Source organism: Streptomyces sp. NPDC001156 (genome assembly GCF_053598275.1).
In genome coordinates, this window is record NZ_JBSFJX010000109.1 from 1 (window position 1) to 26,599 (window position 26,599).

Sequence of the window (26,599 nt, forward strand, 5' to 3'; positions counted from 1 at the left end):
AGCTCCGCGATCTGCTGCAACGTGGCACCGATGTCCGACGTACGAGTCGTCGTCATCGACTGCACCGACACCGGGGCGTCACCGCCCACCGCCACCGGCCCGACCTGGATCTGCCGCGACACGCGCCGCGGCACTGCCGGCCGGACCGGTACCTCGGGGATCCCCAAGGGAACGGCGGTCATCTCGTCACCGCTGCTTTCCGCTGACCATGGTCTCGCGGGCGGCCCGCAGGGACTCCTTCAGAGAGCCCATGGTGGCGAGCACGGCGGTCGGCTCGTAGCCGCAGTGCGCCATGCAGTTGGCGCAGCGCGGGTCCTTGCCGCGGCCGTACTGGTCCCAGTCGGTCTCCTCCAGCAGCTGCTTGTAGGTGGCCACGTAGCCGTCGCTCATCAGATAGCAGGGCTTCTGCCAGCCGAACAGCGAGTAGCTCGGGATCGCCCACGCTGTGCAGGGGAAGTCGACCTTGCCCTCCAGGAAATCGAGGAAGAGCGGGCTCTGGTTGAGCCGCCACCGCCTGCGGTTGCCGCCCGAGAAGGCCTTCTTGAAGAGCTCACGGGTCTGCTGGACGCCGAGGAAGTGCTCCTGGTCGGGGGCCTTCTCGTAGGCGTAGGCGGGCGAGAGCATCATCTCGTCGACCTGCAGGTCGTCGTTGAGGTAGTTCAGCACCTCCACGATGGTCTGCGGGGTGTCCGTGTTGAAGAAGGTCGAGTTGGTGGTGACCCGGAATCCGCGCCGCTTGGCCTCCTTGATGGCCTCCACCGCCTCGTCGAAGGTGCCCTCCTTGGCCACCGAGGCGTCGTGCCGCTCACGCAGCCCGTCGATGTGGACCGCCCAGGCGAAGTAGGGGGACGGCTTGAACTTGTCCATCTTCTTGCGCATCAACAGCGCGTTGGTGCAGAGGAAGACGAACTTCTTCTTGGCCACCAGCTGCCGCACGATCTCGTCGATCTGCGGATGCATCAAGGGCTCTCCGCCCGCGATGGACACCATCGGCGCACCGGATTCGAGCACCGCTCCCACCGCCTGGGCAACGGGCATGCGCTGCTTGAGCACGCCTGCCGGATGCTGGATCTTGCCGCAGCCCTCGCACTTCAGGTTGCAGGCGAAGAGAGGTTCCAACTCCACCAGCAGCGCGAACTTGTCCCGCTTCTTGAGTTTCTGTTCGAAAAGATACGTAGCGACCTTGATGGACTGACGCAGCGGCATGGCCATCTGGCTCACCTCCGAGGGAGCAGCAAAGAACGGTGCCATTCGAAGAAAGCAGGAAGGACGGCACGAAGAACGCGGAAAGCTGATATTCCACCGCGCAACGTGCCGATACGGACGAGTTCATGTTCTGGAGCGTCCACGACCACCCGGACGGCCGCAACCGGACGCACGCCCACCCGTACGGAGCTGTAGAGCGTGGCCGCGGACTCCATGTCGACCGCGATCGCACCGGTCGCGAGCAGTTCCGACCGCTCCTGACCGCGGACGACATGGTCCGAGCCGGTGAGCGGCCCGGTGTGGACGGTGCGCCCCGGGACGACGCGGGCGAGTTCCTTGATGAGCAGTTCGGTGCCCACGCACGGGGTGGTACCGCGCGGATCCCGGGCCTCCTCGGCGACGACCAGGTCACCGGGGTGCATACCCGGGGCGAGCCCCGCGCAGAAGCCCGTGGCGACCACGGCCGCCTTGGCGAGGGCCGGGTCGGCGAGCGCCCGGGTGACCGAGCGTTCGGCCGCCCGGGGTCCCATCCCCGTGCGGAGCAGGGCGAGGGGCCCGTCGGTGCCCGTGCGGTGGCGGCTGCGCAGGGCGAGGTGCTCGATGCCGAGCGCGCAGGCGACCAGCAGCGGGGCCGGATCGGGCTTCTGGCTCATCAGCTCCCCTTGACCTCGGCGAACGGTTCGCCGTTGACGTAGCGGCCGAGCGCGGTGAGCGGGAAGACCTGCCGGTAGAGGTGGTAGTTGATGGAGAAGTCCCAGGGGAACCCGGTACCGGTGAAGTACGGCTCGTCCCAGGAGCCGTCCTCGTTCTGGGTCCGGGCGAGGAACTCGATACCGAGCTCCGCGGCCTTGCTCTGGCTCTCCCCCGCCGCCAGCAGTGCGAGCAGCGCCCACGCCGTCTGCGAGGCGGTGGAGGCGCCGCGGCCGCTCCACTCCTGGACGTACTTGTAGGAGCGCAGGTCCTCGCCCCAGCCGCCGTCATCGTTCTGCACGCTCTCCAGCCACGCGACGGCCCGGCGGATCGCCGGATGCGAGCCGGGGATGCCGGCGGCGACCAGAGCGGGTACCACCGAGCCCGTGCCGTAGACGTAGTTGACGCCCCAGCGCCCGAACCACGAGCCGTTCGACTCCTGTTCGGCCAGCAGCCACTCGATGCCCCGGCGGGTGCGCGGGTCGTGGGACAGGCCCTCGACCGCGAGCATCTCCACGACGTGCGCGGTGACGTCGGCGGACGGCGGGTCGATGACCTCACCGAAGTCGCAGAACGGCAGCCGGTTGGGGAACGGGCTGGTGTTGTCGACGTCGAAGGCGCCCCAGGCACCGTTCCTCGACTGCATACCGAGGTTCCAGCGCACCCCGCGCCCGATGGCCTTCTCGACCCGCTCCGGGTCGTGGTGGCTCACACGGCGCAGGGCGAGGACGACCTCCGCGGTGTCGTCGATGTCGGGGTAGTTGTCGTTGTGGAACTCGAACGCCCAGCCACCCGGGGGCAGTTGGGGCCTCTTCACCGACCAGTCGCCCGGCCGGACGATCTCTTCGCCGACCATCCAGTCGGCGGCCTTCACCAACTGCGGGTGGTCGGCAGGCACACCCGCGTCCGCGAGCGCGATGGTGGCGAGGCAGGTGTCCCACACAGGGGACTGACACGCCTCGATCATGCGGGCGCCGTCCTCGCGCCACACGGCGAAGCGGTCGAGGGACGCGATGCCCTCGCGCATCACCGGGTGCTGGAGGTCGTAGCCGAGCAGGTGCAGGGCGATGACCGAGTACACGGCGGGCGGCTGGATCCCGCCCCAGCAGCCGTCGTTCTCCTGCCGCTCGATGATCCAGCGGGCGGCGGCGTTCATGGCGCCCCTGCGCAGTCCGCGCGGGGCGACCTTGCGGAATTGGTGCAGCGCCTTGTCGAGCCGCTGGAAGACACCGTCCCAACTCACCACCGGGGCGAGGTCCCTGGCCGGGTTGGGATCGCTCGGGTCGGTGTGCAGTTCGTCGAGCGGGAAGGGCGCGGGCCGCACCGGGCGCTTGGCCGAGACGATGGTGAGCGGAACGATGGTCTGCCGTGCCCAGCACCCGAAGTCGTAGATGTTGAGCGGCATCCACTTCGGGAAGTAGATGAGCTCCGGCGGCAGTTCCGGGAGGTCCTCCCACTTCCACCAGCCGAAGAGGGCGAGCCAGATCCTGGTGAAGACCCGGGAGGCTGCGATGCCTCCCTGCTCGCGGACCCACGCCGACGCCTTCGCCATGTGCGGCTCGTCGGGTGCGTCGCCGGCCAGGCGCAGGGCGACGTACGCCTCGATGGTGGCGGAGAGTTCACCGGGCCCGCCGTAGAAGGTGGCCCAGGTCCCGTCGTCGCGCTGCTCGCCACGGATGAAGAGAGCCGCGGCTCGGGTGGTCTTCTCGTCACGGATTCCCAGGAACTGGCGGAGCAGCAGGTCCTCGGCGTCCATCGTGACGTTCGTCTCGAGGTCGCCCTTCCACCAGCCCTGGGTGTCCTGCCGGGCGAGCAGGAAGTCCGTGGCGCGCCGCATGGCGCGCTCGGCGGCTTCTCTAGTGCCGACCGTCCCGGCCGCCTGCGGGAGCGGTTCGTTTGTCTCGCTGGCCGAGGCAGCGCGGGGCGGCACTGCCCCGGTGCTTCCGTCGGTCGTCGCTGTCATGGCTTCCCCTTCGTGCAGTCGTGCAAATCGTGCTGCTGTGGGTCCGCCGTCGGCCGGTGCACGTACCCGATGGGCGACCCCTGCTCGAGCGAGGTCGAGCGTGGGGAGGCACCGGCCGGCGACTACGCGCGGTGTATTCGACCGATAGTGATCATCTCTTTCGTACGACGACGAAATCCGCGAGCGCCGTGAACTGCGCGCGCACCTCCTCGGGCATCCGGACCGAATCCAGGGCCTCGACGGCGATCGCGTGCTGGCGACGCGCCTCCTGGGTGGTCCACTCCCGGCCGCCCGCCTCCTCGATGAGCGCCGCGCGGGCCGCGAACTCCTCCTCGGAGAAGTTCTCGAAGTCGCTGCTCTTGGCGTCCTCGGCGAGGATATCGCCGAGCCGCTCGGAGGCGGGTCCGCCCGCCGCCAGCGCGGCCACCACGGGCAGGGACTTCTTGCGCTGGCGCAGATCGCTCCAGGTCTGCTTTCCGGTGGCCTCCGGGTCGCCCCAGATGCCGAGGAGGTCGTCGACGGCCTGGAAGGCGAGGCCGAGGTGGTAGCCGTACTTCTCCAGGGTGTCGGCGGTCGAGTCGTCCGCGCCGCCGAGGACCGCGCCGATGGAGGAGGCGCAGGCCAGCAGGGCGCCGGTCTTGTTGCCCTCCATCTCCAGGCACTCCGGGACGCTGACGCGGTCGCGGTGCTCGTACGAGATGTCCTGGGCCTGACCGTCGATCAGGGCGCGTGTGGCGGTGGTCAGACGGCGGGTGGCGCGTCCGGCCTCCACGGTGCCGAGCTCCAGCAGGACCTCATTGGCCAGCGCGAACAGCGCGTCGCCGACCAGGATGGCCTGGGCGGGTCCGTGCACCTTCCACACGGTGTCGCGGTGGCGGCGCTGTTCGTCGCCGTCCATCAGGTCGTCGTGCAGCAGCGAGAAGTTGTGCACCAGCTCGACCGCTACCGCGCCGGGCACACCGACCTCGGGGTCACGGCCCGCGGCCTGGGCGGAGAGCAGGGCGAGGGCGGGACGCACGGCCTTGCCGCCGTCGCCGTCCGCGGGATTGCCCTCGGCGTCGATCCAGCCGAAGTGATAGGCGGCGACGGTGTCCATGGGCGGTGCCAGTCGGTCCACTGCCTCCCGCAGCACCGGGGTGGCCAGGGTCCGGCCGCGCTCCAGAAGCGCGGACACGTCCACCGCGGTCCTACGAGCGGCCGTCTCGGCCGGGGGCACAGTGGGCACAGTCTCTCCTCTTGTTGCGATACCGGGGATGCGGGGGTCTGTCCCGTGCTGATCGGCGCTCATGCCGCCTCCTCGAAGAGGCCGGCGAGATGTGCGCCGGACCGGCCCAGGGCGCCCAGCGCGGCGCCCGCCGCACCGACTCCACTGCGGACCGCGCTTTCCATGGTCGCGGGCCACCCGGTGGCGGTCCACGCTCCGGCCAGATACAGGCCGGGGGCCTTGGTACGGGCGCCGGGCCGCAGCCGCCCGACGCCCGGGGCGGGGGCGAACGTCGCCGTGCGTTCCCGGGTCACGAAGAAGTCCTTCACCTCTGCGCCGCGGGTGGCGGGCAACAGCCTCTGGAGTTCCGGGAGATAGCGCTCCCGCAGCACCGCCACGGGCTCGTCGATCTCCCCCTGGGCGGCCGACTGCGACAGCGCGAGGTACTGGCCCTCGCGCAGCCCGGAGGCCTCGGTGCGGTCGAAGACCCACTGCACCGGGGAGCCGAGCGCGGCAAAGAACGGTTGGCTCAACACCTTGCGGTCGTAGACGACATGGACGTTGAGGATCGGCGCGGTGCCGATCTCGAGCAGCCGCTCGGGGGCGTCGACCGCGCCCGGGGGCAGCAGATCGTGGGCCTCGCGCTGGGGTACGGCGAGCACGACGGCGTCGGCCTCGATGCGCTCGCCGGGAACCTGAACGCTCCAGTTCCCGTTTCCATCAGTAGAGATGGAGGTGACGCGTGTACGGACCGCGGTACGCACGCCCGCGGAGTCAAGCGCCTTGCGGGCCTGCCGGTCGTGCAGTTCGCCCAGCGGGACGCGAGCCCATCCGATGTCGGCCGCGCCCGGGTCGGACAGCAGACCCGTCTTGAACACCATCGCGGCGAGCCCGAGCGATGCGTCGCCGGCCACCGCGTTGAGGGTGGCGACCCCGACTAGGTCCCACAGTGCCTCGACGGCACGCGCCGACTGACCGTGCGCGGCCAGCCAGCTGCCGAAGTCCTGCGCGTCCAGCGCGGGATCGCCCAGGTCCAGTGCTCGGAGCGCGAGTGCGGCACGCCCGACTCTGGCGCGCTCGGCGAGCGAGAGATGGGGGTAGGTGGCGAGGCTGCGCCCGAGGTGCAGGGGTACGGGCAGTGCGTCGCGCCGTAGTCTGCCGAGCCTGCGCCCCGGCGCCGCGTTCGCGTCGAGAACGGGCACGTCGAGACGATCCTGCAGCGGGGCGAGCGCGCTCGCGTCGATACGGTCGAGGAACCAGCGGTAGGCAGTGCAGCAGCGCAGATAGACGTGCTGGCCGTTGTCGACGGTCAGGTCACCGCGCTCGAAGGAGAAGGCGAGACCGCCCAGGCGCGGGCGCCCCTCCAGCAGGGTGACCCGTACACCGGCGTCGGCGAGCGCGAGTGCGGCCGTGATCCCGGCGATCCCACCGCCGACGACGACGGCGGATCCTGCCGAGGCCGACGGCGTCGCGGGGTGCCCGGCGGTGTCCGCGGCCGGGCCCTCCTGCTGTGTGCCGTCGCTCATCGTGCTTCCTCCCCTGCCGGTCCGCCGTGGTGCTTGAACGATGCACGGCAGGCCGTCGCAGTCAGGGACGCCGCGCCGCACCGGAGGGTTGCCTGCCGCTTTTCGGCGGTCGAGTGGCCTGGGAGTGGGTTGTCCGTCACGGACGCCTCCTGACGGTCCGTCGGGTCACGCTGCGCGCGTCCAGACCCGACAGACCGCGCACGGCGACGTACGCCTTCTCACGGCCGGGCAGCGAGACCCGGCCGCGCAGCACGGCCTCCGGCTCGCGCTCGATGCGGTCGAGGAGCCGGCGGTAGATACCGGCCATGGCGGCGACGCAGGCGCCGCTGCGCCGGTCGAGCATCGGCAGCAGCCGGTAGCCCTCGGCGAAGAGGGCCCGGGCCCGGCGTACTTCGAAGTGCACGAGGCCCGCGAAGTCGGAGCTCTCGGGCGGGGTCGGCCCGTGGAACCCGGCCGAGCAGCCGAACTTGGCGAGGTCGTCGGCGGGCAGATAGACGCGCCCGCCCTCTGCGTCCTCACGAACGTCCCGCAGGATGTTGGTGAGTTGCAGCGCGAGCCCGAGCGTGTCGGCATACTCCGGCGCGCGTTCAGCCCCCCGCGCCCCCGGCTCGGTGCCGAACACGCCCAGCGAGAGCCGCCCGATGGCCCCCGCCACACAGCGGCAGTAGACCTTCAGGTCGTCCCAGGTCTCGTAGGTCTCGCCGCGAACGTCCTTGAGGACGCCGTCGATGAGTTCGTCGAGGCCGCCGAGCGGGATCGGGAAGTGCCGGGCGGCGTGGGCCAGGGCGACCGCGACCGGGTCGGTGTCGTCCTCGGCCACCTCTTCGTTCCTGATCCGGTCCAGCAGCCTCCGGGTCTCCTCCAGCCGCTCGGCCTTGACGTCCGGCGCCAGTACGCCGTCGCCGATGTCGTCGACCCTCCGCGAGAACGCGTAGAGCGCGGACATCGCACGGCGCTTGGGCGTCGGCAGAAGCCTGATGCCGTAGGCGAAGTTGCGGGCCTGCTGCCCGGTGACGGTCTCGCAGTAGCTGTACGCGGCGAGCACCGGTGGCGACATGTGCTGTTCCGACTCCACGGTCCGGATCACCCCTCTCCTCGCAGAGTCACGCCCACCTCACGCAGCAGCCGGAGCTTGCCGGGTTTGGGCGGGCCGGGAAGTACGTCGTATTCGGCGGCGGCGATCGCGTGGACAGCCGCCCTCCCTCCCGCCACGAACCCTGCAAGCAGCAGCCTCAGCCTGCCGTGGACGCTACCCACCAGGGGGGCGCCTTCATTCAGGAGATCGCGGGCGCGTTCTGCTTCGTATGCAACCAGAGCGCGCACCGATGCGCCTGCTGTTTTCGTCGCGAGATCCGTCTCCTGGACATAAAAGCGCTTCATGTCCTCGGCGGGCAGATAGATACGGTCGCGGCCGAGGTCCTCTGCCACATCCTGGAGATGCTCCACGATCTGCAGTGCGGTGCAGATAGCGTCGGAGCGCCGGATACGTTCGGGGGTGGAGGTGCCGGTGACTGCGAGGACGAGCCGGCCGACCGGGTTGGCGGACAGCTCGCAGTAGGCGAGGAGGTCGTCGTAGGTCTCGTACCGGCTGACGAGCTGGTCCTGGCGGTTGGCGGCGATCAGGCCGAGGAACGGCTCGGGGGTGAGGCCGGCGCGCCGGACCGTGGGCTGGAGGCGGCGCAGGAGGGGGTGACGCGGCGTCGAGTCGAAGACCCGGTGCAGATCGGCCTCGAAGGCGTCCAGAAGGGTGAGGCGGTCCTCCACCTGCTCGGGCGACACGCCGAGAAGGTGGGCGTCGGCGCCACCGGGAGCGAGATCGCCGTCACCGATGTCGTCGACCAGACGGGCGAAGCCGTAGACGGCCATCAGATCGGCACGCCAGGCCCTGGGCAGGAAGAAGGGCGCCACGGGGAAGTTCTCGTCCGCAGCTTTGTCGAGGGTGCCGCGCTCCGGATCGCCGGTGCGCGCCGTCCCGGCTTGGGTCACCGCTCGCCGCCCGCCGCGGAGACGGCGCATGCCTCGCGGAGCTGCAGACTTTCCGTAGCCATTGCCGTCACATCTCCCGTTCTACACTGCTGACCTAATACATCCTATTTCGGACACGCCGCCCCGCCTCCGCGCAGCGCGGCAGGTGTGTGGGGGTGCGGGGCATTATCGCCCCAGTTGCCGCGAATCAGCACCGGTACAGCTTACGTTGTACAACGGAGCGAGGTTCGTCGGGGTGTCCTGCACATCACAACAACACACCGATTGGCGTCAAGATTCCTGACCGCAAACAGAGTTGGCGTTTCCTGTGCAGACACAGGGTCCCGCAGGAAACGTTCCGGCGCGGCCCTGTGGATCACAGGGTTACTTGCCCGTGAACTTCTCGTACTCCTTGAGGACCTCTTCGGTCGGGCCGTCCATCCGCAGCTCACCGCGCTCCAGCCACAGGACGCGGTCGCAGGTGTCGCGGATCGACTTGTTGTTGTGACTGACCAGAAACACCGTGCCCGCCTCCTTGCGCAGCTCCCGGATCCGCTCCTCGGAGCGCATCTGGAACTTGCGGTCCCCGGTGGCGAGGGCCTCGTCGATCATAAGGACGTCATGGTCCTTGGCGGCCGCGATGGAGAACCGCAGCCGTGCCGCCATACCGGAGGAGTAGGTGCGCATCGGCAGGGTGATGAAGTCGCCCTTCTCGTTGATGCCCGAGAAGTCGACGATCTCCTGGTAGCGAGCCTTGAGCTCCTCGCGGGACATGCCCATCGCGAGGCCGCCCAGGATGACGTTCCGCTCGCCGGTCAGATCGTTCATCAGGGCGGCGTTCACACCGAGCAACGAGGGCTGACCGTCGGTGTAGACCTTGCCCCGCTCGGGGGGCAGCAGGCCGGCGATGGCCCGCAGCAGGGTGGACTTGCCGGAGCCGTTCGAACCGATCAGACCGATCGCCTCGCCGCGGTAGGCGACGAACGAGACGCCCCTGACCGCGTGCACCTTGCGCACGCCGCGCGCCGCGTCGTCGGAGCCTCGCTTGAGGATGCGGCTGAGGGCGGCGGTGGCGCTGCCCTTGCCACTCTTCGCACCGCTGACGCGGTAGACGATGTGCAGGTCGTCCGCGATGACGGTGGGCACCCGGGCCCCGGTGTTCTGCTCAGCCACGGCCGTACCGCTCCTCCGCCTTCCAGAAGTACACAAAACCGCCGGCGAAGACGACGACCGCCCAGAAGAGCGCGAGGGCCCAGACGTGCGGGGGGAGGTTCTCGGCCCCGTAGTCCTCGATGAGCGCGAAACGCATCAGGTCCATGTAGACGGCGGCCGGGTTCACCTGCAACGCGCGTACGACCCATTCGGGTCGGCCGGCGAGCATGGTGTGCAGGGAGAACATGACCCCGGATGTGTACATCCAGGTACGCAGGACGAACGGCATCAGCTGGGCCAGGTCCGGCGTCTTCGCGCCCATACGCGCCACGATCATCGCGAGACCGGTGTTGAAGAGGAACTGCAGCGCCAGCACCGGAACGATCAGCAGCCAGGACAGGCGCGGGTAGCTGCCGAACCCCACCACCACCACGAAGACCACGATCATCGAGAAGAGCAGTTGCTGAAGCTGCTGCAGCGCGAAGGAGACGGGCAGTGAGGCCCGCGGGAAGTGCAGGGCGCGCACCAGACCCAGGTTGCCGGAGATCGCCCGGACACCGGCCATCATCGAGCTCTGGGTGAAGGTGAACACGAACACGCCGGTCACCAGGAACGGGATGTACGTACCGTGCGGCATGCCCCGGCTGGCCTTCAGGATGAGCCCGAAGATCAAGTAGTACACGCACGCGTTCAGCAGCGGAGTGGCGACCTGCCAGAGCTGGCCCAGCTTGGCCTGGCTGTACTGCGAGGTGAGCTTCGCCTGCGAGAAGGCGAGGATGAAGTGACGCCGTCCCCACAGCCGGCGGACGTACTCGACGAGCCCGGGCCGGGCACCGCTGACCGCGAGCCCGTACTTGGCGGCCAGCTCGGCCGCGCTCAGCCCGTCGTCGAGTGACGGTCCCTCGCTCACCGCGATACGGCCGTCATGCGTTGTCTCACCCACAGGTCGGCGAACCCTCCGTCCTCCGTGTGCGCGGCCTGCCCGCACAGGTGGTGCGGGCCGGGGTGGGGGTCCCGTCCGCCGGGTTCCGTCTATCGAGCTTGTCAGATCACCGGGGGTCGGCCCAGTCGGCTGAGCCGCCACACCGTGCGCCACCGCATGGGGCGCCGGCGGCCGCACGGAGCCGTCCAGCCCTCCCGGAAACCCCCGAACCAGGCGCTCAGGGCGGCCCGCGAGGGACGGCGCACCAGCGTCAGGAGCATCCAGACGCCCAGGTAGACGGGGACGAGGACGGCGGGCAGATTGCGGCGGGCCAGCCAGACCCGGTTGCGGGCGACCATCCGGTGGTAGACCGCGTGCCGGGAGGGGGCGGTCGTGGGGTGGTACAGCACCATGTCCGACCGGTAGTCGATCATCCAGCCGGCGTCCAGGGCCCGCCAGGCCAGGTCGGTCTCCTCATGGGCGTAGAAGAACTCGTCGGGCAGACCGCCGACCTCGGCGAAGACCTTCGTACGGACGGCGTTGGCGCCGCCGAGGAAGGTGGTGACCCGGGAGGAGCGCATCGGGTCGGAGGCGCGCAGCCGCGGCACATGGCGGCGCTGTGTCTCACCGGTGTCGGGGTCGGCGATGCGGAAGCTGACGATGCCGAGCCGGGGGTCGGCGGCGAAGGCCTGGCGGCAGAGTTCCGCGGTGTCGTTGCGGGCCAGCAGGCCGTCGTCGTCCAGGAACAGGAGCACGTCGACATCGCTGCCGCTGGGGCCGAAGGCCTCGATGCCGACGTTGCGGCCGCCGGGTATGCCGAGGTTCTCGGGCAGCTCCACGGTCCGGACGCCGTCGGGGACGTCGGGGACGGGCGAACCGTTGCCGACGACGACCACTTGGACCGGGTCGCCGTCCTGCTTGGCCACCGAGTCGAGGAGGGCACGGAGCTCGGCGGGGCGGTTGCCCATGGTGATGACCACCGCCCCGACCGTTATCGCGCCCCTCACTTCAGCCTGCTGGAGGCGAGGATGGACACCAGGTGCAGCAGGGTCTGGACGAGCGCGATACCGGCCAGCACGGCGACGCCGAGCCGCTCGAAGAAGAGGTCTCCCCTGATCGCGTCGATGACCGCCAGGACCAGGATCAGCAGGGACGCCTCGATCCCGAGCACCAGGCGGTGGAACTTCAGCGCGGATGCCGCACGGCGGGCCAGCGCCAGACCGGACGAGCGCGGTTCGGAGGCGGTCTCCTTGACCGGCGGCAGGCCGCCCTGGTGGCGGGCGACGCCCACGAGGTCGGTCTCGGCCTTGATCAGGACGGCGCCGAGGGCGGCGAGGGTGCCGAGGAAGGCCCACAGCCAGTCGATCCGCCCAGAGCCCCAGAGATCGGCGGCGCGCAGCCCGAAGCCCACCAGCACCGCGGCGTCGCACAGATACGCCCCCACCCGGTCCAGGTACACCCCGCCCAGCGAGAACTGCTTCTTCCAGCGGGCGATCTCGCCGTCGACGCAGTCGAGGAGCAGGTAGAGCTGGACCATGACCACGCCGAGCACGGCGCCCGCGACGCCCGGCACCAGCAGGGCCGGGCCTGCGAGGACGCCGAAGACGGTCATCAGGTAGGTCAGCTGGTTGGGCGTGACCCGCGTGTTCACCAGGTAGCGGTCCACACGCAGCGAGATCTCACGCATGTAGAGGCGTCCAGCCCAGTGCTCACCGCTGCGCCGGTCCTTCACCCCCGCGGGGTGAACGACGGGACGGAGTTCAGCTACCGATGGCCTTGACATAGTCGGCGTAGGTGTCCTTGATCTGGTCGGTCTTCAGGTCGAGGTGTTCGAGGATCGTGTAGCGGCCGGGCCGGGTCTGCGGGGCGAACTCCACGACCTGGACGAACTCGTCCACCGTGAAGCCGATCTCCTCCGGCAGTACGGGCAGCCCGTGCCGGCGCAGCACCTGGGCCATGAACACGGACTCCTCGTGCGCGCCGCGCAGATACATTGCGAAGGCGGCGCCAAGCCCGCACTGCTCGCCGTGGGCGGCGGCGCGCCTTGGGAACAGCAGGTCGAAGGCGTGGTTGATCTCGTGGCACGCGCCGGAGGACGGTCGGGAGTCGCCCGAGACCGACATGGCGATACCGCTGAGGACCAGCGCCTCGGCGAGTACCTGGAGGAAGTCGTTGTCCCCGATGCCGCCCGGGTGGCGCAGCACGGCCTCCCCGGCCTGCCGGGCCATCGCCGCGGCCAGGCCGTCGATCTTCTCGCCGTTGACGCGGTTGGCCAGCTCCCAGTCCGCGATCGCCGAGATGTTGGACACGGCGTCGCCGATGCCCGCGCGCACGAAACGCGCCGGGGCCTCGCGGATGACATCGAGGTCGATGACGACCGCGATCGGGTTCGGCACACCGTACGAGCCGCGGCCCGCGTCGTTGTCGAGGGTCGCGACCGGCGAGCACAGGCCGTCGTGCGCCAGGTTCGTGGGCACCGCGACGAGCGGTAGGCCGACACGCGCCGCGGCGAACTTGGCGCAGTCGATGATCTTGCCGCCGCCCAGGCCCACCAGCGCGTCGTAGTGACCGGCCTTCATCGCGCCGGCCAGCCGGACCGCGTCGTCGAGGGTGCCGCCGCCGACCTCGTACCAGCTGGCGCCCGGCAGTTTGGGGGCGAGCCGCTCACGCAGGCGGGAGCCGGAGCCGTCGCTGACCGCGACGGCCAGCTTGCCCGAGTGCGAGATGCGCTCGTCCGCGAGCACGCTCGCCAGATCGTCGAGGGCACCGGGACGGATGTCGACGACGACCGGCGAGGGGATGAGCCTCGTCAGTACAGGCACGCGATCTCCCGCCCTCGGGCCAGGTCGTCGTGGTTGTCGATCTCGACCCAGGGGACGTTGCCGATCGGCGCCACGTCGATCTTGAAGCCGCGGTTGACGAGCTCCTGGTAGCCGTGCTCGTAGAACTGCTGCGGGTCGGTCTCCCACACCGTCTTCAGCGCGTCGGAGAGCTCCGCGGCGGCGTCGCCCTCGATGAGGGTGACGCCGATGTACTCGCCGGTCGCCTCGGACGGCTCCATCAGCTTGGTGATCTTCTCGACGCCCTTGCCGGGGCGGACCACGACCTTCATCTCCTCGTCGGCGAGCTTTTTCACCGTGTCGACGGCGAGGATGATCTTCTTGCCGTCACCGCGGGCGGCGAGCAGCGTCTTCTCGACCGAGACCGGGTGGACGGTGTCGCCGTTGGCGAGGATCACACCGTCCTCGAGAGCGCGCCGGCCACACCACAGGGAGTAGGCGTTGTTCCACTCCTCGGCCTTGTCGTTGTCGATGAGGGTGAGCCTGAGGCCGTACTCGCGCTCGAGCGCCTCCTTGCGCTCGTACACGGCCTCCTTGCGGTAGCCCACGATGATCGCGACCTCGGTCAGGCCGACCTCGGCGAAGTTGCCGAGAGTGAGGTCGAGCACGGTCGGGCCGTCCTCTATGCCCGCGGGCCCCACCGGCACCAGAGCCTTGGGCAGGGTGTCCGTGTAGGGGCGCAGGCGCCGTCCGGCGCCGGCCGCCAGCACGAGGCCGATCATGCGGGTTCTCCTTCGTCGTGTACGGCGGGCGCGCCGCCCTTGTGGGCGGCCACCCAGAAGCGGACGCTCTCGCTGAGCACCACCAGGGCCACACAGACGGCGAGGACCGTGAGCGCGACCTTGAACTGCGCGGCAGTGAGCAGCGCGGCCAGGACCGTGACCAGCAGCGTCCGGCCTTCGTGCCCGCCGATCGCGCGCACCAGCCACTGCGGCGGCGCGCCCGCGTCGCCGCGGATGCGGTACACCGTGTCGTAGTGATGGTAGGCGACCGCAGCCACCAGTCCGAAAGCCGCTGGAAGCACTCCGTTTACCCCGGATTCAGCTGCCAGCACCAGGACGGTGCCGTATTCGGCGGCGCGGAACAAGGGCGGGACGAGCCAGTCGAGGGCCCCCTTCAGCGGGCGCCGGACGGCGATGGCGGACATCACCACATAGCCGGCGGCGCACAGGACGGTCTGCCATCCGGCGCCCCACAGGACGGCCGAGCCCACGACGAGGACGCCGCCCGTGAGGGCGAGGACGGGTGCGGCCCGCCTGACGGTGCCGCGGCCCGCGCGCAGCAGCAGCTCGACGAGGGGCCCGCTGTCCGCCAGGTCGGCCAGCGCCCGCGCCGCCCGGTCGGTGCGCCGTGCCTTGTGCGTCACCGAGCGCAGCAGACGGCCGGCGGTGGTGTAGGTGGCGGCGAAGGCGCAGCCGATCAGCAGCACGGTGAAGGTGATCCGGGGGGTGGTGGCCGCCGTCAGGACGGCGATCAGGGCCCAGCGCTCACCGATCGGCAGGACGATCATCCGGCGCACCCACACCGTCCAGCCGACGTCGTCGAGGCGGTTCGACAGGGCCGCCGTGGGGCCGGCGCCGGCCGTCGCGGCAGGCTGGCCGGCGTTAGCCTCGTTGAAGGCGAAGTCCACGACGTGCCGGCAGGTCTGCAGGACCATCGCGCCGAGGGCCAGCGCCCAGACGTCGTCCCCGCCCCGGGCCGCGCCGAGGGCGAGTCCCGCGTAGTAGGCGTACTCCTTGGCGCGGTCGAAGGTGGCGTCGAGCCAGGCGCCGAGCGTCGAGTACTGGAGGGAGTAGCGGGCGAGCTGCCCGTCGGTGCAGTCGAGGACGAAGGAGGCGATCAGCAGGACACCCGCGGCGACGAAGCCGACACGGGTCCCGGTGGCCGCGCAGCCTGCCGCGATCAGGGCGGTCAGCAGCGAGGCGGTGGTCACCTGGTTGGGAGTGAGACCGCGACGGGCGCACCAGCGGGCCAGGTAGCGCGAGTAGGGGCTGATGAAGTGCGTGGTGAAGAAGCCGTCCCGGGCCTTGACGGCACTGCGCAGGCGTATCGCCTCGTCGTCGACAGCGGCGACGGCCTGCCGTGCCTCGTTGCGGGCCTGCGGATCGGTGGGGACGGCGGCGACCAGCGTGCCGAGCTCGGGCCGGTGGACCGGGACGCCGTCGGCGTCGAGGGCCGCGGTGACGCGTTCGGCCAGGTTGTCGGTGACGGTGGCGGCGCCTCCCGGCTCATGCCGGTCCTCCCCCTCGATCGGGGCAGGGACCGGGACAGCGGCCGGGGGCTCGGGGGCCGCTCCACCCGTGGCGGAGTTCTCCCGGGCCAGGGCACGAGTGAGCGCCTGGCGGGCGGCGGGCTGGGCGGTGACGGCGCCCGGGACGGCTGCGGCCGGGAAGCGGGGGTCGGTGAGACCGAGGCGCAGCGCGTGCAGATGGCCCACGAAACGGGTGTCGACGATCGCGACCCGCTGGTTCTCCGGTACGGCCGCGAGGAGCGTCTCGGCGTCTCCGGCGCCGGTGGCGACCCGCACGTCGAAGCCGAGGGACCGCAGATCGCCCTCGAGCGACGATCCGGGGACCGGCTGACCGGTGAGGATGGCGGTCGACAGACGAACTCACTCCCTGGGGCCCGACGCCTGAACGTCGGTCATGTGTGCGGTGCGGGAGCCCGGGGCAGGCGCCGGGCATGTCGGCAGAGGCTATCGGATGCCTGGCAGCCGGTGTTCACCGGCCGTTCATGAACTGATCAGCCCGGTCTGTATCGCCGTCACCGCGATCATCATCACGGATCGGGCAAGCGCACACCAAACCACCGATGCAGATCAACACAAGCACGACATCGCGGTCGCCCTGTGCGGGCACATGCGCGTCTCGCCATATTCATAGGGATCCTCCCGCCCCCGGCGCAGGGACGGGGTTCACCGGACGGGCATAGGGTGAGGGGCCATGACATGGCTGATCACCGGCGGGGCCGGATACATCGGGGCACATGTGGCGCGGGCGATGGCCGCGGAGGGTGAGCAGGTCCTCGTCCTGGACGACCTCTCGACCGGGGTGCCGGCGCGGCTGCCGGAGGGCATTCCGCTGGTGCACGGCTCCGCACTGGACGGTGAGCTGCTGAAGCGGGTCCTCACCGAGCACGGGGTGACCGGCGTGGTCCACCTCGCCGCGCGCAAGCAGGTCGGCGAGTCCGTGGCCGAGCCGACGCGCTACTACCAGGAGAACGTGGGCGGTCTGGCGACGCTCCTGGACGCGGTGGCGGGAGCCGGCGTCCGGCGCTTCCTGTTCTCCTCGTCCGCAGCCGTCTACGGCAACCCGGATGTGGACCTCATCACGGAGGACACTCCCTGTGCCCCGATGAGCCCGTACGGTGAGACCAAGCTCGCGGGCGAGTGGCTGGTGCGTGCGGCGGGCCGGGCGCACGGCATCGCGACCGTGTGCCTGCGGTACTTCAACGTGGCGGGCGCCGCGGAGCCGGAGCTGGCCGACACGGGCATCTTCAACGTCGTGCCGATGGTCTTCGACCGGCTGACCCACGGCGAGGCCCCGCGGATCTTCGGCGACGACTATCCGACGCCGGACGGCACCTGCGTACGCGACTACATCCACGTCGCCGATCTCGCCGAGGCACACCTCGCGGCGGCCCGGCGGCTGGCCGGGGGCTCGACGGGCGACCTCACCGTGAACATCGGCCGCGGCGAGGGCGTCTCGGTACGGGAGCTCGTCACGCTCATCGGCGAGGTGACCGGGGACACCACGCCCGCGATCGTCGAGCCGCGCCGTCCCGGTGACGCCGCGCGCGCGGTCGGGTCCTGCGCGCTGGCCGAGCGGGAGCTGGGCTGGAGCGCGCAGCGCGGGGTGCGCGAGATGGTGGAGTCGGCATGGCAGGGCTGGCAGCTGCACCACCCGCAGCAGCGTCACGGCTGACCGAGCGCCTCCGGCGTCCCCAGGACGCCGGAGGGATCGCGCTCGACTGTCCCGGAAGGACACCTCGTCGTGAGGTAGGGGTGGGCTCCGGCGTACGGGCGCGCGTCCGGACGCCGTATGTGCGGTGGGCGCCCCCCGGCAGGGCGGCTCCGCCTCCCCGGCGCCGGGAACGATCAGGTGTCCCGCCGCTCACGGCGTCTGTTCCGTGAGGGCCGGAGGGCCCGTCCGGACGGCCGGGCTGGGACATGCGGGGAGTCACGAAGTGCCGGGAGTGCCGGATTCGTACGGCAGACTTGGGGCTGGACAACCGATGCGAAGGATAGGTATGCCGATCACACCCGCCAGCGCGGCGCACCATGCGTCGAACGGCGCCGCCGAGGCGATTCTGCTGGAGCTCGTCGACGAGAACGGCACCACGATCGGCACGGCGGAGAAGCTCGCCGCCCATCAACCGCCGGGCCGCCTCCACCGCGCGTTCTCGGTGTTCCTCTTCGACGAGCACGGTCGGCTGCTGCTCCAGCAGCGGGCGCTGGGCAAATACCACTCCCCCGGTGTCTGGTCGAACACCTGCTGCGGCCACCCCTATCCGGGCGAGGCCCCCTTCGCGGCGGCGGCCCGCCGGACCTACGAGGAACTGGGTGTCTCCCCGTCGCTGCTCGCGGAGGCCGGCACGGTCCGCTACAACCACCCCGATCCGGCCTCGGGTCTGGTGGAGCAGGAGTACAACCACCTCTTCGTCGGGCTGGTGCAGTCCTCTCCGCGCCCGGACCCGGAGGAGGTCGGCGCAACGGCCTTCGTGAGCGCGGAGGAGCTGGCGGAGCGGCACGCCAAGGACACGTTCTCCTCGTGGTTCATGACCGTCCTGGAGGCGGCGCGGCCGGCGGTCCGAGAGCTGACCGGGCCCACCGCCGGCTGGTGATCCGAAGGTCCGTCCGGCCCGCCCGGCCGGACGGACTCAGCCGCCCCTGGTGAGCCTGACGCCCCTTGCGCGAATCACACGAACCCCGGGTGCTTGAGCGGAAGCGCGGCCCAGATCACCTTGCCCCCGCTCGCCGTGTGCTCGACGTCGCAGACCCCGGCCGCCTCCCTGGTGATCTCGCGGACCAGAAGCAGCCCCCGGCCACCGGTCCGCCCGTGATCGGTCTCCAGGGCACTCGGCCGGTACGGATGCTCGTCCTCCACCGACACCCGCACCCACTCGGGGCCGACGGCGACCTCCACCGCGAGCATCGGCGACAGCAGCGCCGCGTGCCGCACCGCGTTGGTGACCAGTTCGGACACGATCAGCAGCAGTGCGTACACGGTGTCGTCCGATGCGGGCACGCCCTGGCGGGCGAGCAGATCGCGGACGGCGTGCCGCGCCTGCGGCACCGAGACGTCCACGGCGGCGGCGGTGAACCGCCACACCCCCTCGTACGGCAGTGGCCCCGATGCTCTGCGGCCGTCCGGAGCCTCCCCGCCGCCTTCAGGGCGCGAGCCGAACCCCCGCCCTTGGTTCTCCATCGTCCGGTCGCCACCCTTGCGCTCGATTGTCACCACACGTCGAGTGTTGGGAATGCGCTGGTCCGTCCCGAATGACTGAGCACAAGTCGGCTGATATCGACGACATCTGACCGTTGACGCATGACGCGGTCAACTCAATGACCGGATCCTGTCCATGTCGCGCCGACTTCGGAACTCTTCGGGTTGTACGGGTTGCGCGCCGACTCGTCCGTCCCGTGCGCCCGACCCTTCTTGATCACGGGTTCCACGGGTGCGGATAGCATCCGGCGCATGGAGCCGCAACTGCTGCACCGCGTCACCGACGGGGTCGCGACCGTCGTCATCCACCACCCGGCCAAGCGCAATGCGATGACGGCCGGCATGTGGGAGGCGCTGCCGCCGCTGCTCGAGACGCTGGCCGCCGATGCGGCCGTCCGGGTGCTGGTGCTCACCGGTGAGGGCGGCACGTTCTGCGCGGGCGCCGACATCTCCACGTTGCGGGGATCGCCGCAGCGCGCGCAGACCCTCGCCGTGCTCGCCGAGGAGGCGCTGGCCGCGTTCCCGAAGCCGACCCTGGCGGCGATCCGCGGCCACTGCGTGGGCGGTGGGTCACAGCTCGCCGCCGCCTGCGACCTGCGGTTCGCGGAGGAGGGCGCTCTGTTCGGGGTGACGCCGGCCAAGCTCGGCATCGTCTACCCGGCCTCCTCCACCCGCCGGCTGGTGTCGCTGGTGGGTCCTGGCGCCGCCAAGTACCTCTTGTTCTCCGGTGAGTTGATCGACGCGGCACGCGCACTGCGGACGGGCCTGCTCGACGAGGTGCTGCCCGAGAGTGAACTCGCCAAGCGGGTCGCCGAGTTCACCCGCGTGCTTGCCTCCCGTTCGCAGCTGACGCAGGCAGCGGCCAAGGAGTTCGCGAACGGGCGCACGGACCGGGACGCGCACTGGGCCGAGCAGGCACGCGGCAGCGACGACACCGCGGAGGGCGTTGCGGCGTTCCTGGAGCGCAGGCAGCCGCGGTTCACCTGGACTACGTCAGGGTGAAGCGGCTCTTCGTACGGAACTCCGCGACGAGGTGCGCGGGCGCCTTGTCCGGGGATCCCGCATCGTAGGGCGGCTGCGGGTCGTACTCGGTCAGCAGTTGTACGGCCTGGGCGTGCTCGTCGCCCGCGATGCGGCCGAGCAGGGTGAGCCCCATGTCGATGCCGGAGGAGACGCCGGCGGCGGTGACGTACTTGCCGTCGAAGACGACGCGTTCGCCCGTGGGCTGCGCACCGAACTGCGCGAGGAAGTCCAGGGCCAGCCAGTGCGAGGTGGCGCGGCGGCCACGGAGCAGCCCTGCGGCGGCGAGCAGCAGGGAGCCGGTGCACACGGACGTCGTCCAGGTACTGGTGGCGTCTGCGGAGCGCAACCAGCCGAGGAGTGCCTCGTTCTCCATCTGCGGGGTCTGGCCTGGTCCGCCGGGGACGACGACGATGTCCGGGGCGGGCACCTCGGCCAGGGTCCGGTCGGCGGTGAGCGCGAGGGCGCCGGTGTCGCTGCGCACAGGCCCGGACCGCTCGGCGACGAAGACGGTCTCCGCGCCCGGAAGCCGACCGAGGGTTTCGTACGGGCCCACGGCGTCGAGGGCCGTGAACCGGTCGAAGAGGACGATCGCGATCTGCATGGGCTTCCTTTCGGTCAGGGTCGGTTGCCGTGTGGTCCGAGGTGATCAGTGGGTGGCTGCCGGGCGGAAGCGGCGCCGGTACTCCGCCGGGGCCGCACCGAGTGCCTTCACGAAGGCGCGGCGCATCGCCTCGGGGGTGCCGTAGCCGCTGGCGCGGGAGATCTGTTCGATGCCGTCGGCGGTGTCCTCCAGGAGGCGCCGGGCGTGTTCGAGGCGGACGCGGTCCACGTAGCGGCCCGGCGTCATCCCGGTCTCGGCCTGGAAGGCGCGGGCGAAGTGCCTGGGCGAGAGCCGGGCGCGGGTGGCGAGCGTGTCCACGCAGAGGTCGTGGCCCGGGTGCTCGGTCATCCACTGCTGGACTTCGCGCAGGGGTTCGCGCCGCGCCGTCTGGGCGGCGAGCTGGGCGCTGAACTGGGCCTGGTTGCCGGGGCGGCGCAGGAAGACGACGAGATGGCGGGCGATGGACAGGGCGGCCTCGCGGCCCAGGTCCTCCTCCACGAGGGCCAGTGCGAGGTCGATGCCCGAGGTGACGCCGGCCGAGGTGGCGACATGGCCGTCGCGTACGTAGATGGGGTCGGGGTCGACCTCGATCTCCGGGTGGTTGCGGGCCAGCGTGTCGCAGTAGGCCCAATGGGTGGTCGCACGGCGGCCGTCGAGGAGGCCCGCTCGGGCGAGGAGGATCGCTCCGGTGCAGATGGAGACCAGACGGCCGGCGTGCGGACCGTGCTCCCGCAGCCAGTCCACCAGTCGCGGGTCGGGACTCCGGGTGCCCTGGCCGCCCGGGACGATGAGCGTCTGCGGAGGGGGCGCCTCAGCCAGCGCACGGTCCGGGACGAGTGTGAGGCCGCTCGAGGTGCGGACGGGCGCGCCGTCGAGTGAGGCGGTGACGATGCGATACGTGCCGGGAAAGCCGGTCTCGGCACCTGCGAAGACCTCGACCGGACCGGTGACGTCGAGACTCTGCACAGCGTCGAAGAGGACGACCAGGAGGGTGCGCATGACCTCGATTCTTGGCGGACCCCCAGGACGGCTGCAAGGACGAGCAGCCCACCTTTCCTGCCATCGCGATCCCGGCCGTTCCCTACGTACCGACCAGTCGGTAACGTGCCGGGCATGACCACTCCCCTTCCGGAGCGCGCCGGGCGGCGCTGCCACAACGTGATCAATCCGCTGCACTCGACGCACTACTGCTCACCGGATCTGGACCGGGAACTGACCGCTTTGGGCCTCGCCGACCGGAGGGCCGCCTACTTGGCGGTCAGGGCCGCCGCGATGGGACCGGTGGGGGCAGGCGTGGTGACGGCGACGTTCTACAACTTCCGGCCCGGGCTGGTGGCGCTGCACCTGCCCGCCGTGTGGGAGACGGCCCGGCCAAAGGCGGTGCTCGCCGCCCGCATGCGCGCCGTCGACGCGACACTGCGGCGGCTGCTCGGCGAGGAGTGCGTGGCTTCGAAGGAGATGGCGGAGGCCGCGGAACTCGCACTGCGCGCGACGGAGGCCTGCACCGCACATGCCCGCCCGCTGTACGCCGCGCACGCCGACCTGCCCGTGCCCGAGGAGCCGCACCTGGCGTTCTGGCACGCGGCCACACTCCTGCGGGAGCACCGCGGCGACGGCCATGTGGCGGTGCTGCTGGGCGCGGAACTCGGTCCGGTCGAGGCGCTGGTGACGCACGCGGCGACCGGCAAGGGCATGGCCCCGAAGTGGGCTCTGGCCACGCGCGGCTGGAGCAGGGAGGACTGGGACGCGGCGTCCGCGCGGCTGCGCGAGCGCGGGCTGATCGACGCGGACGGCGAGCTGACCGAACACGGCACCGCACTGCGCAAGGAGTTGGAGGTGCAGACCGACCGCCTCGACCGGGCTCCCTACGAATACCTCGGTGCCGCGGGCGTCGAGCGGCTGACGGAGCTGGCGGGCGGGCTGCTCGCCGCGGTCCTGGTGGCCGGGGCCTTTCCCCAGGGCATGATCGGCAAGGGATGAGGTACCCGGACGTCGTATCGGCGGACACGCCGGGACGACGAAAGGGAGTTCTGTGGTCCGTGCGATCGCAGACGTGCTGCGCCGGGCGGTCGATGCCGCCGCCGTGGTGACCCTGCCGTTCCGGGCTCCGGCCCGGCTGTCCTGCGGCGTCCCGGCCAGGGTGCGGGGCGGCGCCCACCGGGTGTGGGGAGCCGGTCACGCGGGGCGGTCCAGTGGCGGAGACCGCCCCCGCGCGACCCGAAACCGCCCGTGTTCCCGCCCTGAGCTCCTGCTGTCGGTGCGACCTGCCACAATTGCCGCGCAACCTCAGTGGAGAAGGCGGTACGGGATCGTGACGACACCCCTCGTAGGGTCCATCGAAGGCAGGATCGCCGAGGAGCTCGGCGTACGGGAGCGGCAGGTGAAGGCCGCGGTCGAACTGCTCGACGGCGGTTCGACGGTGCCCTTCATCGCCCGCTACCGCAAGGAAGCGACCGAGATGCTCGACGACGCGCAGCTGCGCACGCTCGAGGAGCGGCTGCGCTATCTGCGGGAGCTGGAGGAGCGGCGCACGGCGATCCTGGAGTCGGTGCGCGAGCAGGGCAAGCTCACCGACGAGCTGGAGGCGCAGATCCGGGGCGCCGAGACCAAGGCGCGACTGGAGGACATCTACCTCCCCTACAAGCCGAAGCGGCGCACCAAGGCGCAGATCGCCCGCGAGGCGGGGCTGGAGCCGCTGGCCGAGGGCCTGCTCGGCGACCCGACGGTGGAGCCGCTCGCCGCGGCCGCCGCCTTCGTCGACGCCGACAAGGGGGTGGACGATCCCCAGGCCGCGCTCGACGGCGCACAGGCGATCCTCACCGAGCGCTTCTCGGAGGACGCCGACCTGATCGGCGAGCTGCGTGAGCGGATGTGGGTGCGCGGGCGCCTGGCCGCCAAGGTGCGGGAGGGCAAGGAGGAGGCGGGCGCCAAGTTCGCCGACTACTTCGACTTCACCGAGCCCTTCACCGAGCTGCCCTCGCACCGCATCCTCGCCATGCTGCGCGGCGAGAAGGAGGAGGTCCTCGACCTCGTCCTCGAGCCCGAGGAGCCGACGGACGGCCCCTCCTCCTACGAGGGAATGGTGGCCCACCGCTTCGGGGTCGCCGACCGCGGCCGCCCCGCCGACAAGTGGCTGCTCGACACGGTCCGCTGGGCCTGGCGCACCCGCATCCTCGTGCACCTCGGCATCGACCTGCGGCTCCGGCTGCGCACGGGCGCCGAGGACGAGGCCGTCACCGTCTTCGCGGCCAACCTGCGCGACCTGCTGCTCGCCGCCCCGGCCGGCACGCGGGCCACGCTGGGCCTGGACCCCGGGTTCCGTACGGGTGTGAAGGTGGCCGTGGTGGACGCGACCGGCAAGGTCGTCGCCACCGACGTCATCCACCCCCACGTACCGGCCAACAGGTGGGACGAGGCGATCGCCAAGCTGGCGCGCCTCGCCACGGAGCACGCGGTCGAGCTCGTCGCGATCGGCAACGGCACGGCCTCCCGTGAGACCGACAAGCTCGCCGGTGAACTGATCACCAAGCATCCGGAGCTGAAGCTCACCAAGGTGATGGTGTCGGAGGCCGGCGCGTCGGTGTACTCCGCTTCCGCCTTCGCCTCGCAGGAGCTGCCAGACATGGACGTGTCGCTGCGCGGCGCCGTCTCCATCGCCCGCCGCCTGCAGGACCCGCTCGCCGAGCTGGTGAAGATCGACCCCAAGTCCATCGGCGTCGGCCAGTACCAGCACGACCTGTCCGAGGTGAAGCTGTCCCGCTCGCTGGACGCGGTGGTCGAGGACTGTGTGAACGGCGTGGGCGTGGACGTCAACACGGCGTCGGCCCCCTTGCTGGCCCGGGTCTCCGGCATCTCCTCCGGGCTCGCGGAGAACATCGTGGCCCACCGTGACACCAACGGCCCGTTCACCTCGCGCTCGCAGCTGAAGGGCGTGGCGCGGCTCGGCCCCAAGGCGTACGAGCAGTGCGCGGGCTTCCTGCGGATCCGCGACGGCGAGGACCCGCTCGACGCCTCCAGCGTGCACCCGGAGGCGTACCCGGTCGTCCGGCGCATGGTGAAGACCGCGGGCCAGGAAGTGGCCTCACTGATCGGCAACACGTCGGTGCTGCGCTCGCTGAAGGCGTCCGAATTCGTGGACGAGACGTTCGGTCTGCCGACCGTGACCGACATCCTCAAGGAGCTGGAGAAGCCGGGGCGCGACCCTCGGCCCGCGTTCAAGACGGCCACCTTCAAGGAGGGTGTGGAGAAGATCTCCGACCTGTCCTCCGGCATGATCCTGGAGGGCGTCGTCACGAACGTCGCCGCCTTCGGCGCCTTCGTGGACATCGGCGTCCACCAGGACGGCCTTGTGCACGTCTCCGCGATGTCGAAGACCTTCGTCAAGGACCCGCGGGACGTGGTGAAGCCGGGCGACATCGTCAAGGTGAAGGTGCTGGACGTCGACATCCCGCGCAAGCGGATCTCGCTGACGCTGCGTCTGGAAGACGAGGCGGCTCCTGCCCAGCAGGGCGGCGGCGGACGCCAGCAGCGTGGCGGGCGTGCCCCGCAGCAGCGGCAGCCCCGCCAGGGCGGCGGATCCCGGCAGGCGCCCCCGCCGGCCAACAGCGCGATGGCCGACGCGTTGCGCCGCGCGGGCCTGCTCGACCCGAAGAACGGCCGCCGCTGAACCCACCGGGCCCGGACCCCTTCCATGAACGGGGCCCGGGCCCCTGGGGCGCGCCGACGCGCGTCGCGCGGAACGCGTGCACCGCCTGACCGAAGATGCCGGGAACGATGGGCTCTTCGTGGGCTCTGCGGATGACCGGATCAGGCTTCGAGGCGGATCTTCACCTGGACCTGCGGGGCATCACAGGACATCGGCGAGTCGGTCCACCTGCGCCGGGTCGAGGCCGTAGCAGTACAGCATGACCTCGTCGGCACCGAGGCCGGAGAAGCCGGCGATCGTGTCGCGGATCTCGGCAGGCGTGGTGAGCAAGCCGGCGACCATCCGGTCGGCCATGCCGGTGAAGGTGTAGTACGCGTGCATGGCCGCCCGTGCCTCGTCGATCACCTCCTGCGGACCGAGCGCGACATTGACCTGGGCGACGATGCGGGGCTCGCCCGCACGGCCGTGCTCCCGCCAGTACCGCCGGACGGTGTCGAACAGGCCGTCCGCCCAGGAGAGCGGCGCGGCCGCGAGGAAGCCGTCTCCCCATCGCGCGACACGTTCGAGGGCGACGGGCTTGAAGCCGCCGAAGAGCACCTCGGGGCCACCGGGACGGGCGGGCAGCGGCCCGATCGGCCCGGCGCCGTCACCGTACGGCTCGCCGGACCACAGTCGGCGCAGCACCGCCATCTGCTGGTCGAGGCGCCTGCCCCGGGTACGGATGTCGATGCCCGTGACCCGGTGGTCGTCGTCCCGGCCGCCGATACCGAGACCGAGCACCAGCCGGCCACCGGTCATCCGATCCAGGGTGGCCGCCTGCTTGGCGAGCAGGGCGGTGTCGCGCAGCGGGGCGAGCAGCACCTCGGTCTGGACGCGGATGCGGGAGGTGGCACCCGCGAGGACGGCGAGCGCCACCAGGGGTTCGGGGTTGTGGTAGACGAGCCGGTCCAGCAGGCCGAGGGTGCTGAAGGGCCTGGCCTCCGCCTGCCGGGCCCAGGTGAGCAGGGTGGCCGGGTCGCCGATGGGCAGGCCGATTCCGACGTTCATGAAGGAGACCTCCGAAAGGAAGGGTCGACAAAGAAGGCTGCCGCCCCTCCGGCACCTCATCGAGGTGGGACGCTCCCGCTCTGCGGCGTACTTCCGGGGGAACGTCTCGTCGAAGTGAACTCACTCTAGAGCGCTCGGTATTCGGCGAACAAGCCGATTGGCGACCGCGGCCGATGACCGACCTGGGTCCCTAAGAGGTATCCCGTAATGCGGGGTGAGGTGGGCCTTGCCGGGGTGGGTGCTGCGGTTACCGGACGTCGAGTGTGAGGTTGTGTGGTGCTGCGATGCCGGCGACGGCGTGGTTGATGCCGTTGCCGCGGCGTCGGCATTGGCGCAGGATCTGGTGGTCTTTGAGCCGGGCGATGGTGTGC

General features: G+C 70.8%; 25 protein-coding genes. 5 read left to right on the forward strand and 20 right to left on the reverse strand.

Going from position 1 to position 26,599, the window contains the following annotated elements:
• The 16 genes from ACWDA7_RS34210 to ACWDA7_RS34285 all read right to left on the reverse strand — a co-directional run.
• The coding region (locus ACWDA7_RS34210) for a flavodoxin-dependent (E)-4-hydroxy-3-methylbut-2-enyl-diphosphate synthase (protein ID WP_450609437.1) at window positions 1-182 on the reverse strand (182 nt) is incomplete at its 3' end.
• A gap of 4 nt (window positions 183-186) precedes the next feature.
• Window positions 187-1,212: an adenosyl-hopene transferase HpnH gene (gene hpnH, locus ACWDA7_RS34215; protein ID WP_359399393.1), complete on the reverse strand. Its 1,026-nt coding sequence runs from the start codon at window positions 1,210-1,212 to the stop codon at window positions 187-189.
• Window positions 1,213-1,217: 5 nt separating this feature from the next.
• Window positions 1,218-1,859 carry a phosphorylase family protein gene (locus ACWDA7_RS34220; RefSeq protein WP_450609439.1) on the reverse strand — a complete coding sequence of 214 codons (642 nt, stop codon included), beginning with the start codon at window positions 1,857-1,859 and terminating at the stop codon, window positions 1,218-1,220.
• Window positions 1,859-3,859, reverse strand: coding sequence for a squalene--hopene cyclase (gene shc, locus ACWDA7_RS34225; RefSeq protein ID WP_450609441.1), 2,001 nt, complete (start codon window positions 3,857-3,859; stop codon window positions 1,859-1,861). The genes ACWDA7_RS34220 and shc overlap by 1 nt, the downstream gene beginning before the upstream one ends.
• 151 nt (window positions 3,860-4,010) lie before the next feature.
• Window positions 4,011-5,147 carry a polyprenyl synthetase family protein gene (locus ACWDA7_RS34230; protein ID WP_450609443.1) on the reverse strand — a complete coding sequence of 379 codons (1,137 nt, stop codon included), beginning with the start codon at window positions 5,145-5,147 and terminating at the stop codon, window positions 4,011-4,013.
• Window positions 5,144-6,589, reverse strand: a complete 1,446-nt coding sequence (hpnE, locus tag ACWDA7_RS34235) for a hydroxysqualene dehydroxylase HpnE (RefSeq protein WP_450609445.1) — start codon at window positions 6,587-6,589, stop codon at window positions 5,144-5,146. The genes ACWDA7_RS34230 and hpnE overlap by 4 nt, the downstream gene beginning before the upstream one ends.
• The gene (locus ACWDA7_RS34240; protein WP_359399402.1) at window positions 6,586-6,729 is read right to left on the reverse strand and encodes a DUF6380 family protein; all 144 of its coding nucleotides are present in this window, start codon (window positions 6,727-6,729) and stop codon (window positions 6,586-6,588) included. Before ACWDA7_RS34240 ends, hpnE begins: the two co-directional genes overlap by 4 nt.
• Window positions 6,726-7,676 (reverse strand): presqualene diphosphate synthase HpnD, encoded by a 951-nt coding sequence (gene hpnD / locus ACWDA7_RS34245; RefSeq protein ID WP_450609447.1) that lies wholly within the window; start codon window positions 7,674-7,676, stop codon window positions 6,726-6,728. Before hpnD ends, ACWDA7_RS34240 begins: the two co-directional genes overlap by 4 nt.
• Entirely contained in the window at window positions 7,673-8,575 is a 903-nt protein-coding gene (hpnC, locus tag ACWDA7_RS34250; RefSeq protein ID WP_450609448.1) for a squalene synthase HpnC, read from the reverse strand. The genes hpnD and hpnC overlap by 4 nt, the downstream gene beginning before the upstream one ends.
• Window positions 8,576-8,938: 363 nt before the next feature.
• A complete protein-coding gene (locus tag ACWDA7_RS34255; RefSeq protein WP_450609450.1) occupies window positions 8,939-9,727 on the reverse strand; it encodes an ABC transporter ATP-binding protein in 789 nt (262 codons plus the stop codon).
• Window positions 9,720-10,649 carry an ABC transporter permease gene (locus ACWDA7_RS34260; protein WP_450609452.1) on the reverse strand — a complete coding sequence of 310 codons (930 nt, stop codon included), beginning with the start codon at window positions 10,647-10,649 and terminating at the stop codon, window positions 9,720-9,722. The genes ACWDA7_RS34255 and ACWDA7_RS34260 overlap by 8 nt, the downstream gene beginning before the upstream one ends.
• 101 nt (window positions 10,650-10,750) lie before the next feature.
• The gene (locus tag ACWDA7_RS34265) at window positions 10,751-11,623 is read right to left on the reverse strand and encodes a glycosyltransferase (protein WP_432939785.1); all 873 of its coding nucleotides are present in this window, start codon (window positions 11,621-11,623) and stop codon (window positions 10,751-10,753) included.
• Window positions 11,624-11,631: 8 nt separating this feature from the next.
• Entirely contained in the window at window positions 11,632-12,411 is a 780-nt protein-coding gene (locus ACWDA7_RS34270) for a CDP-alcohol phosphatidyltransferase family protein (protein WP_360998952.1), read from the reverse strand.
• Window positions 12,389-13,450, reverse strand: a complete 1,062-nt coding sequence (locus ACWDA7_RS34275; protein WP_450609455.1) for an iron-containing alcohol dehydrogenase family protein — start codon at window positions 13,448-13,450, stop codon at window positions 12,389-12,391. The genes ACWDA7_RS34270 and ACWDA7_RS34275 overlap by 23 nt, the downstream gene beginning before the upstream one ends.
• Window positions 13,438-14,190, reverse strand: a complete 753-nt coding sequence (locus tag ACWDA7_RS34280) for a phosphocholine cytidylyltransferase family protein (protein WP_450609457.1) — start codon at window positions 14,188-14,190, stop codon at window positions 13,438-13,440. The genes ACWDA7_RS34275 and ACWDA7_RS34280 overlap by 13 nt, the downstream gene beginning before the upstream one ends.
• Window positions 14,187-16,073 (reverse strand): DUF5941 domain-containing protein, encoded by a 1,887-nt coding sequence (locus ACWDA7_RS34285; protein ID WP_450609474.1) that lies wholly within the window; start codon window positions 16,071-16,073, stop codon window positions 14,187-14,189. The genes ACWDA7_RS34280 and ACWDA7_RS34285 overlap by 4 nt, the downstream gene beginning before the upstream one ends.
• A 337-nt stretch (window positions 16,074-16,410) precedes the next feature.
• Here ACWDA7_RS34285 and galE point away from each other — a divergent pair, with 337 nt between their 5' ends.
• Both galE and idi read left to right on the forward strand, forming a co-directional pair.
• Entirely contained in the window at window positions 16,411-17,391 is a 981-nt protein-coding gene (gene galE, locus ACWDA7_RS34290) for a UDP-glucose 4-epimerase GalE (RefSeq protein WP_450609459.1), read from the forward strand.
• 325 nt (window positions 17,392-17,716) lie between these two features.
• A complete protein-coding gene (gene idi, locus ACWDA7_RS34295) occupies window positions 17,717-18,310 on the forward strand; it encodes an isopentenyl-diphosphate Delta-isomerase (RefSeq protein ID WP_450609460.1) in 594 nt (197 codons plus the stop codon).
• A 74-nt stretch (window positions 18,311-18,384) separates the two neighbouring features.
• Here idi and ACWDA7_RS34300 read toward each other — a convergent pair whose 3' ends face one another.
• Window positions 18,385-18,894 carry an ATP-binding protein gene (locus ACWDA7_RS34300; protein ID WP_450609476.1) on the reverse strand — a complete coding sequence of 170 codons (510 nt, stop codon included), beginning with the start codon at window positions 18,892-18,894 and terminating at the stop codon, window positions 18,385-18,387.
• 270 nt (window positions 18,895-19,164) lie between these two features.
• On the opposite strand from ACWDA7_RS34300, the gene ACWDA7_RS34305 reads away from it, so the two are divergent.
• Window positions 19,165-19,914, forward strand: coding sequence for an enoyl-CoA hydratase/isomerase family protein (locus ACWDA7_RS34305; RefSeq protein ID WP_450609462.1), 750 nt, complete (start codon window positions 19,165-19,167; stop codon window positions 19,912-19,914).
• Here ACWDA7_RS34305 and ACWDA7_RS34310 read toward each other — a convergent pair.
• Together ACWDA7_RS34310 and ACWDA7_RS34315 are read right to left on the reverse strand one after the other, a co-directional pair.
• A complete protein-coding gene (locus ACWDA7_RS34310) occupies window positions 19,901-20,536 on the reverse strand; it encodes a DJ-1/PfpI family protein (RefSeq protein WP_450609464.1) in 636 nt (211 codons plus the stop codon). The genes ACWDA7_RS34305 and ACWDA7_RS34310 overlap by 14 nt on opposite strands.
• Before the next feature lie 45 nt (window positions 20,537-20,581).
• Window positions 20,582-21,535: a GlxA family transcriptional regulator gene (locus ACWDA7_RS34315; protein ID WP_450609466.1), complete on the reverse strand. Its 954-nt coding sequence runs from the start codon at window positions 21,533-21,535 to the stop codon at window positions 20,582-20,584.
• A gap of 114 nt (window positions 21,536-21,649) precedes the next feature.
• Here ACWDA7_RS34315 and ACWDA7_RS34320 point away from each other — a divergent pair, with 114 nt between their 5' ends.
• Both ACWDA7_RS34320 and ACWDA7_RS34325 read left to right on the forward strand, forming a co-directional pair.
• Complete coding sequence (locus ACWDA7_RS34320) at window positions 21,650-22,516, forward strand: SCO6745 family protein (RefSeq protein ID WP_450609468.1); 867 nt, start codon at window positions 21,650-21,652, stop codon at window positions 22,514-22,516.
• Window positions 22,517-22,847: 331 nt separating this feature from the next.
• Window positions 22,848-25,202: a Tex family protein gene (locus ACWDA7_RS34325; RefSeq protein ID WP_450609470.1), complete on the forward strand. Its 2,355-nt coding sequence runs from the start codon at window positions 22,848-22,850 to the stop codon at window positions 25,200-25,202.
• A gap of 180 nt (window positions 25,203-25,382) precedes the next feature.
• On the opposite strand, the gene ACWDA7_RS34330 is transcribed toward ACWDA7_RS34325, so the two are convergent.
• A complete protein-coding gene (locus ACWDA7_RS34330; RefSeq protein WP_450609472.1) occupies window positions 25,383-26,228 on the reverse strand; it encodes an LLM class flavin-dependent oxidoreductase in 846 nt (281 codons plus the stop codon).
• Window positions 26,229-26,599: the final 371 nt, after the last annotated feature.

Coding starts and splice junctions, on each gene's coding strand:
- hpnH (WP_359399393.1), bottom strand. CDS start 1,212: ATGGCCATGCCGCTGCGTCAGTCCATCAAGGTCGCTACGTATCTTTTC.
- ACWDA7_RS34220 (WP_450609439.1), bottom strand. CDS start 1,859: ATGAGCCAGAAGCCCGATCCGGCCCCGCTGCTGGTCGCCTGCGCGCTC.
- shc (WP_450609441.1), bottom strand. CDS start 3,859: ATGACAGCGACGACCGACGGAAGCACCGGGGCAGTGCCGCCCCGCGCT.
- ACWDA7_RS34230 (WP_450609443.1), bottom strand. CDS start 5,147: ATGAGCGCCGATCAGCACGGGACAGACCCCCGCATCCCCGGTATCGCA.
- hpnE (WP_450609445.1), bottom strand. CDS start 6,589: ATGAGCGACGGCACACAGCAGGAGGGCCCGGCCGCGGACACCGCCGGG.
- ACWDA7_RS34270 (WP_360998952.1), bottom strand. CDS start 12,411: ATGTCAAGGCCATCGGTAGCTGAACTCCGTCCCGTCGTTCACCCCGCG.
- ACWDA7_RS34280 (WP_450609457.1), bottom strand. CDS start 14,190: ATGATCGGCCTCGTGCTGGCGGCCGGCGCCGGACGGCGCCTGCGCCCC.
- galE (WP_450609459.1), top strand. CDS start 16,411: ATGACATGGCTGATCACCGGCGGGGCCGGATACATCGGGGCACATGTG.
- idi (WP_450609460.1), top strand. CDS start 17,717: ATGCCGATCACACCCGCCAGCGCGGCGCACCATGCGTCGAACGGCGCC.
- ACWDA7_RS34300 (WP_450609476.1), bottom strand. CDS start 18,894: ATGGAGAACCAAGGGCGGGGGTTCGGCTCGCGCCCTGAAGGCGGCGGG.
- ACWDA7_RS34305 (WP_450609462.1), top strand. CDS start 19,165: ATGGAGCCGCAACTGCTGCACCGCGTCACCGACGGGGTCGCGACCGTC.
- ACWDA7_RS34310 (WP_450609464.1), bottom strand. CDS start 20,536: ATGCAGATCGCGATCGTCCTCTTCGACCGGTTCACGGCCCTCGACGCC.
- ACWDA7_RS34315 (WP_450609466.1), bottom strand. CDS start 21,535: ATGCGCACCCTCCTGGTCGTCCTCTTCGACGCTGTGCAGAGTCTCGAC.
- ACWDA7_RS34320 (WP_450609468.1), top strand. CDS start 21,650: ATGACCACTCCCCTTCCGGAGCGCGCCGGGCGGCGCTGCCACAACGTG.
- ACWDA7_RS34330 (WP_450609472.1), bottom strand. CDS start 26,228: ATGAACGTCGGAATCGGCCTGCCCATCGGCGACCCGGCCACCCTGCTC.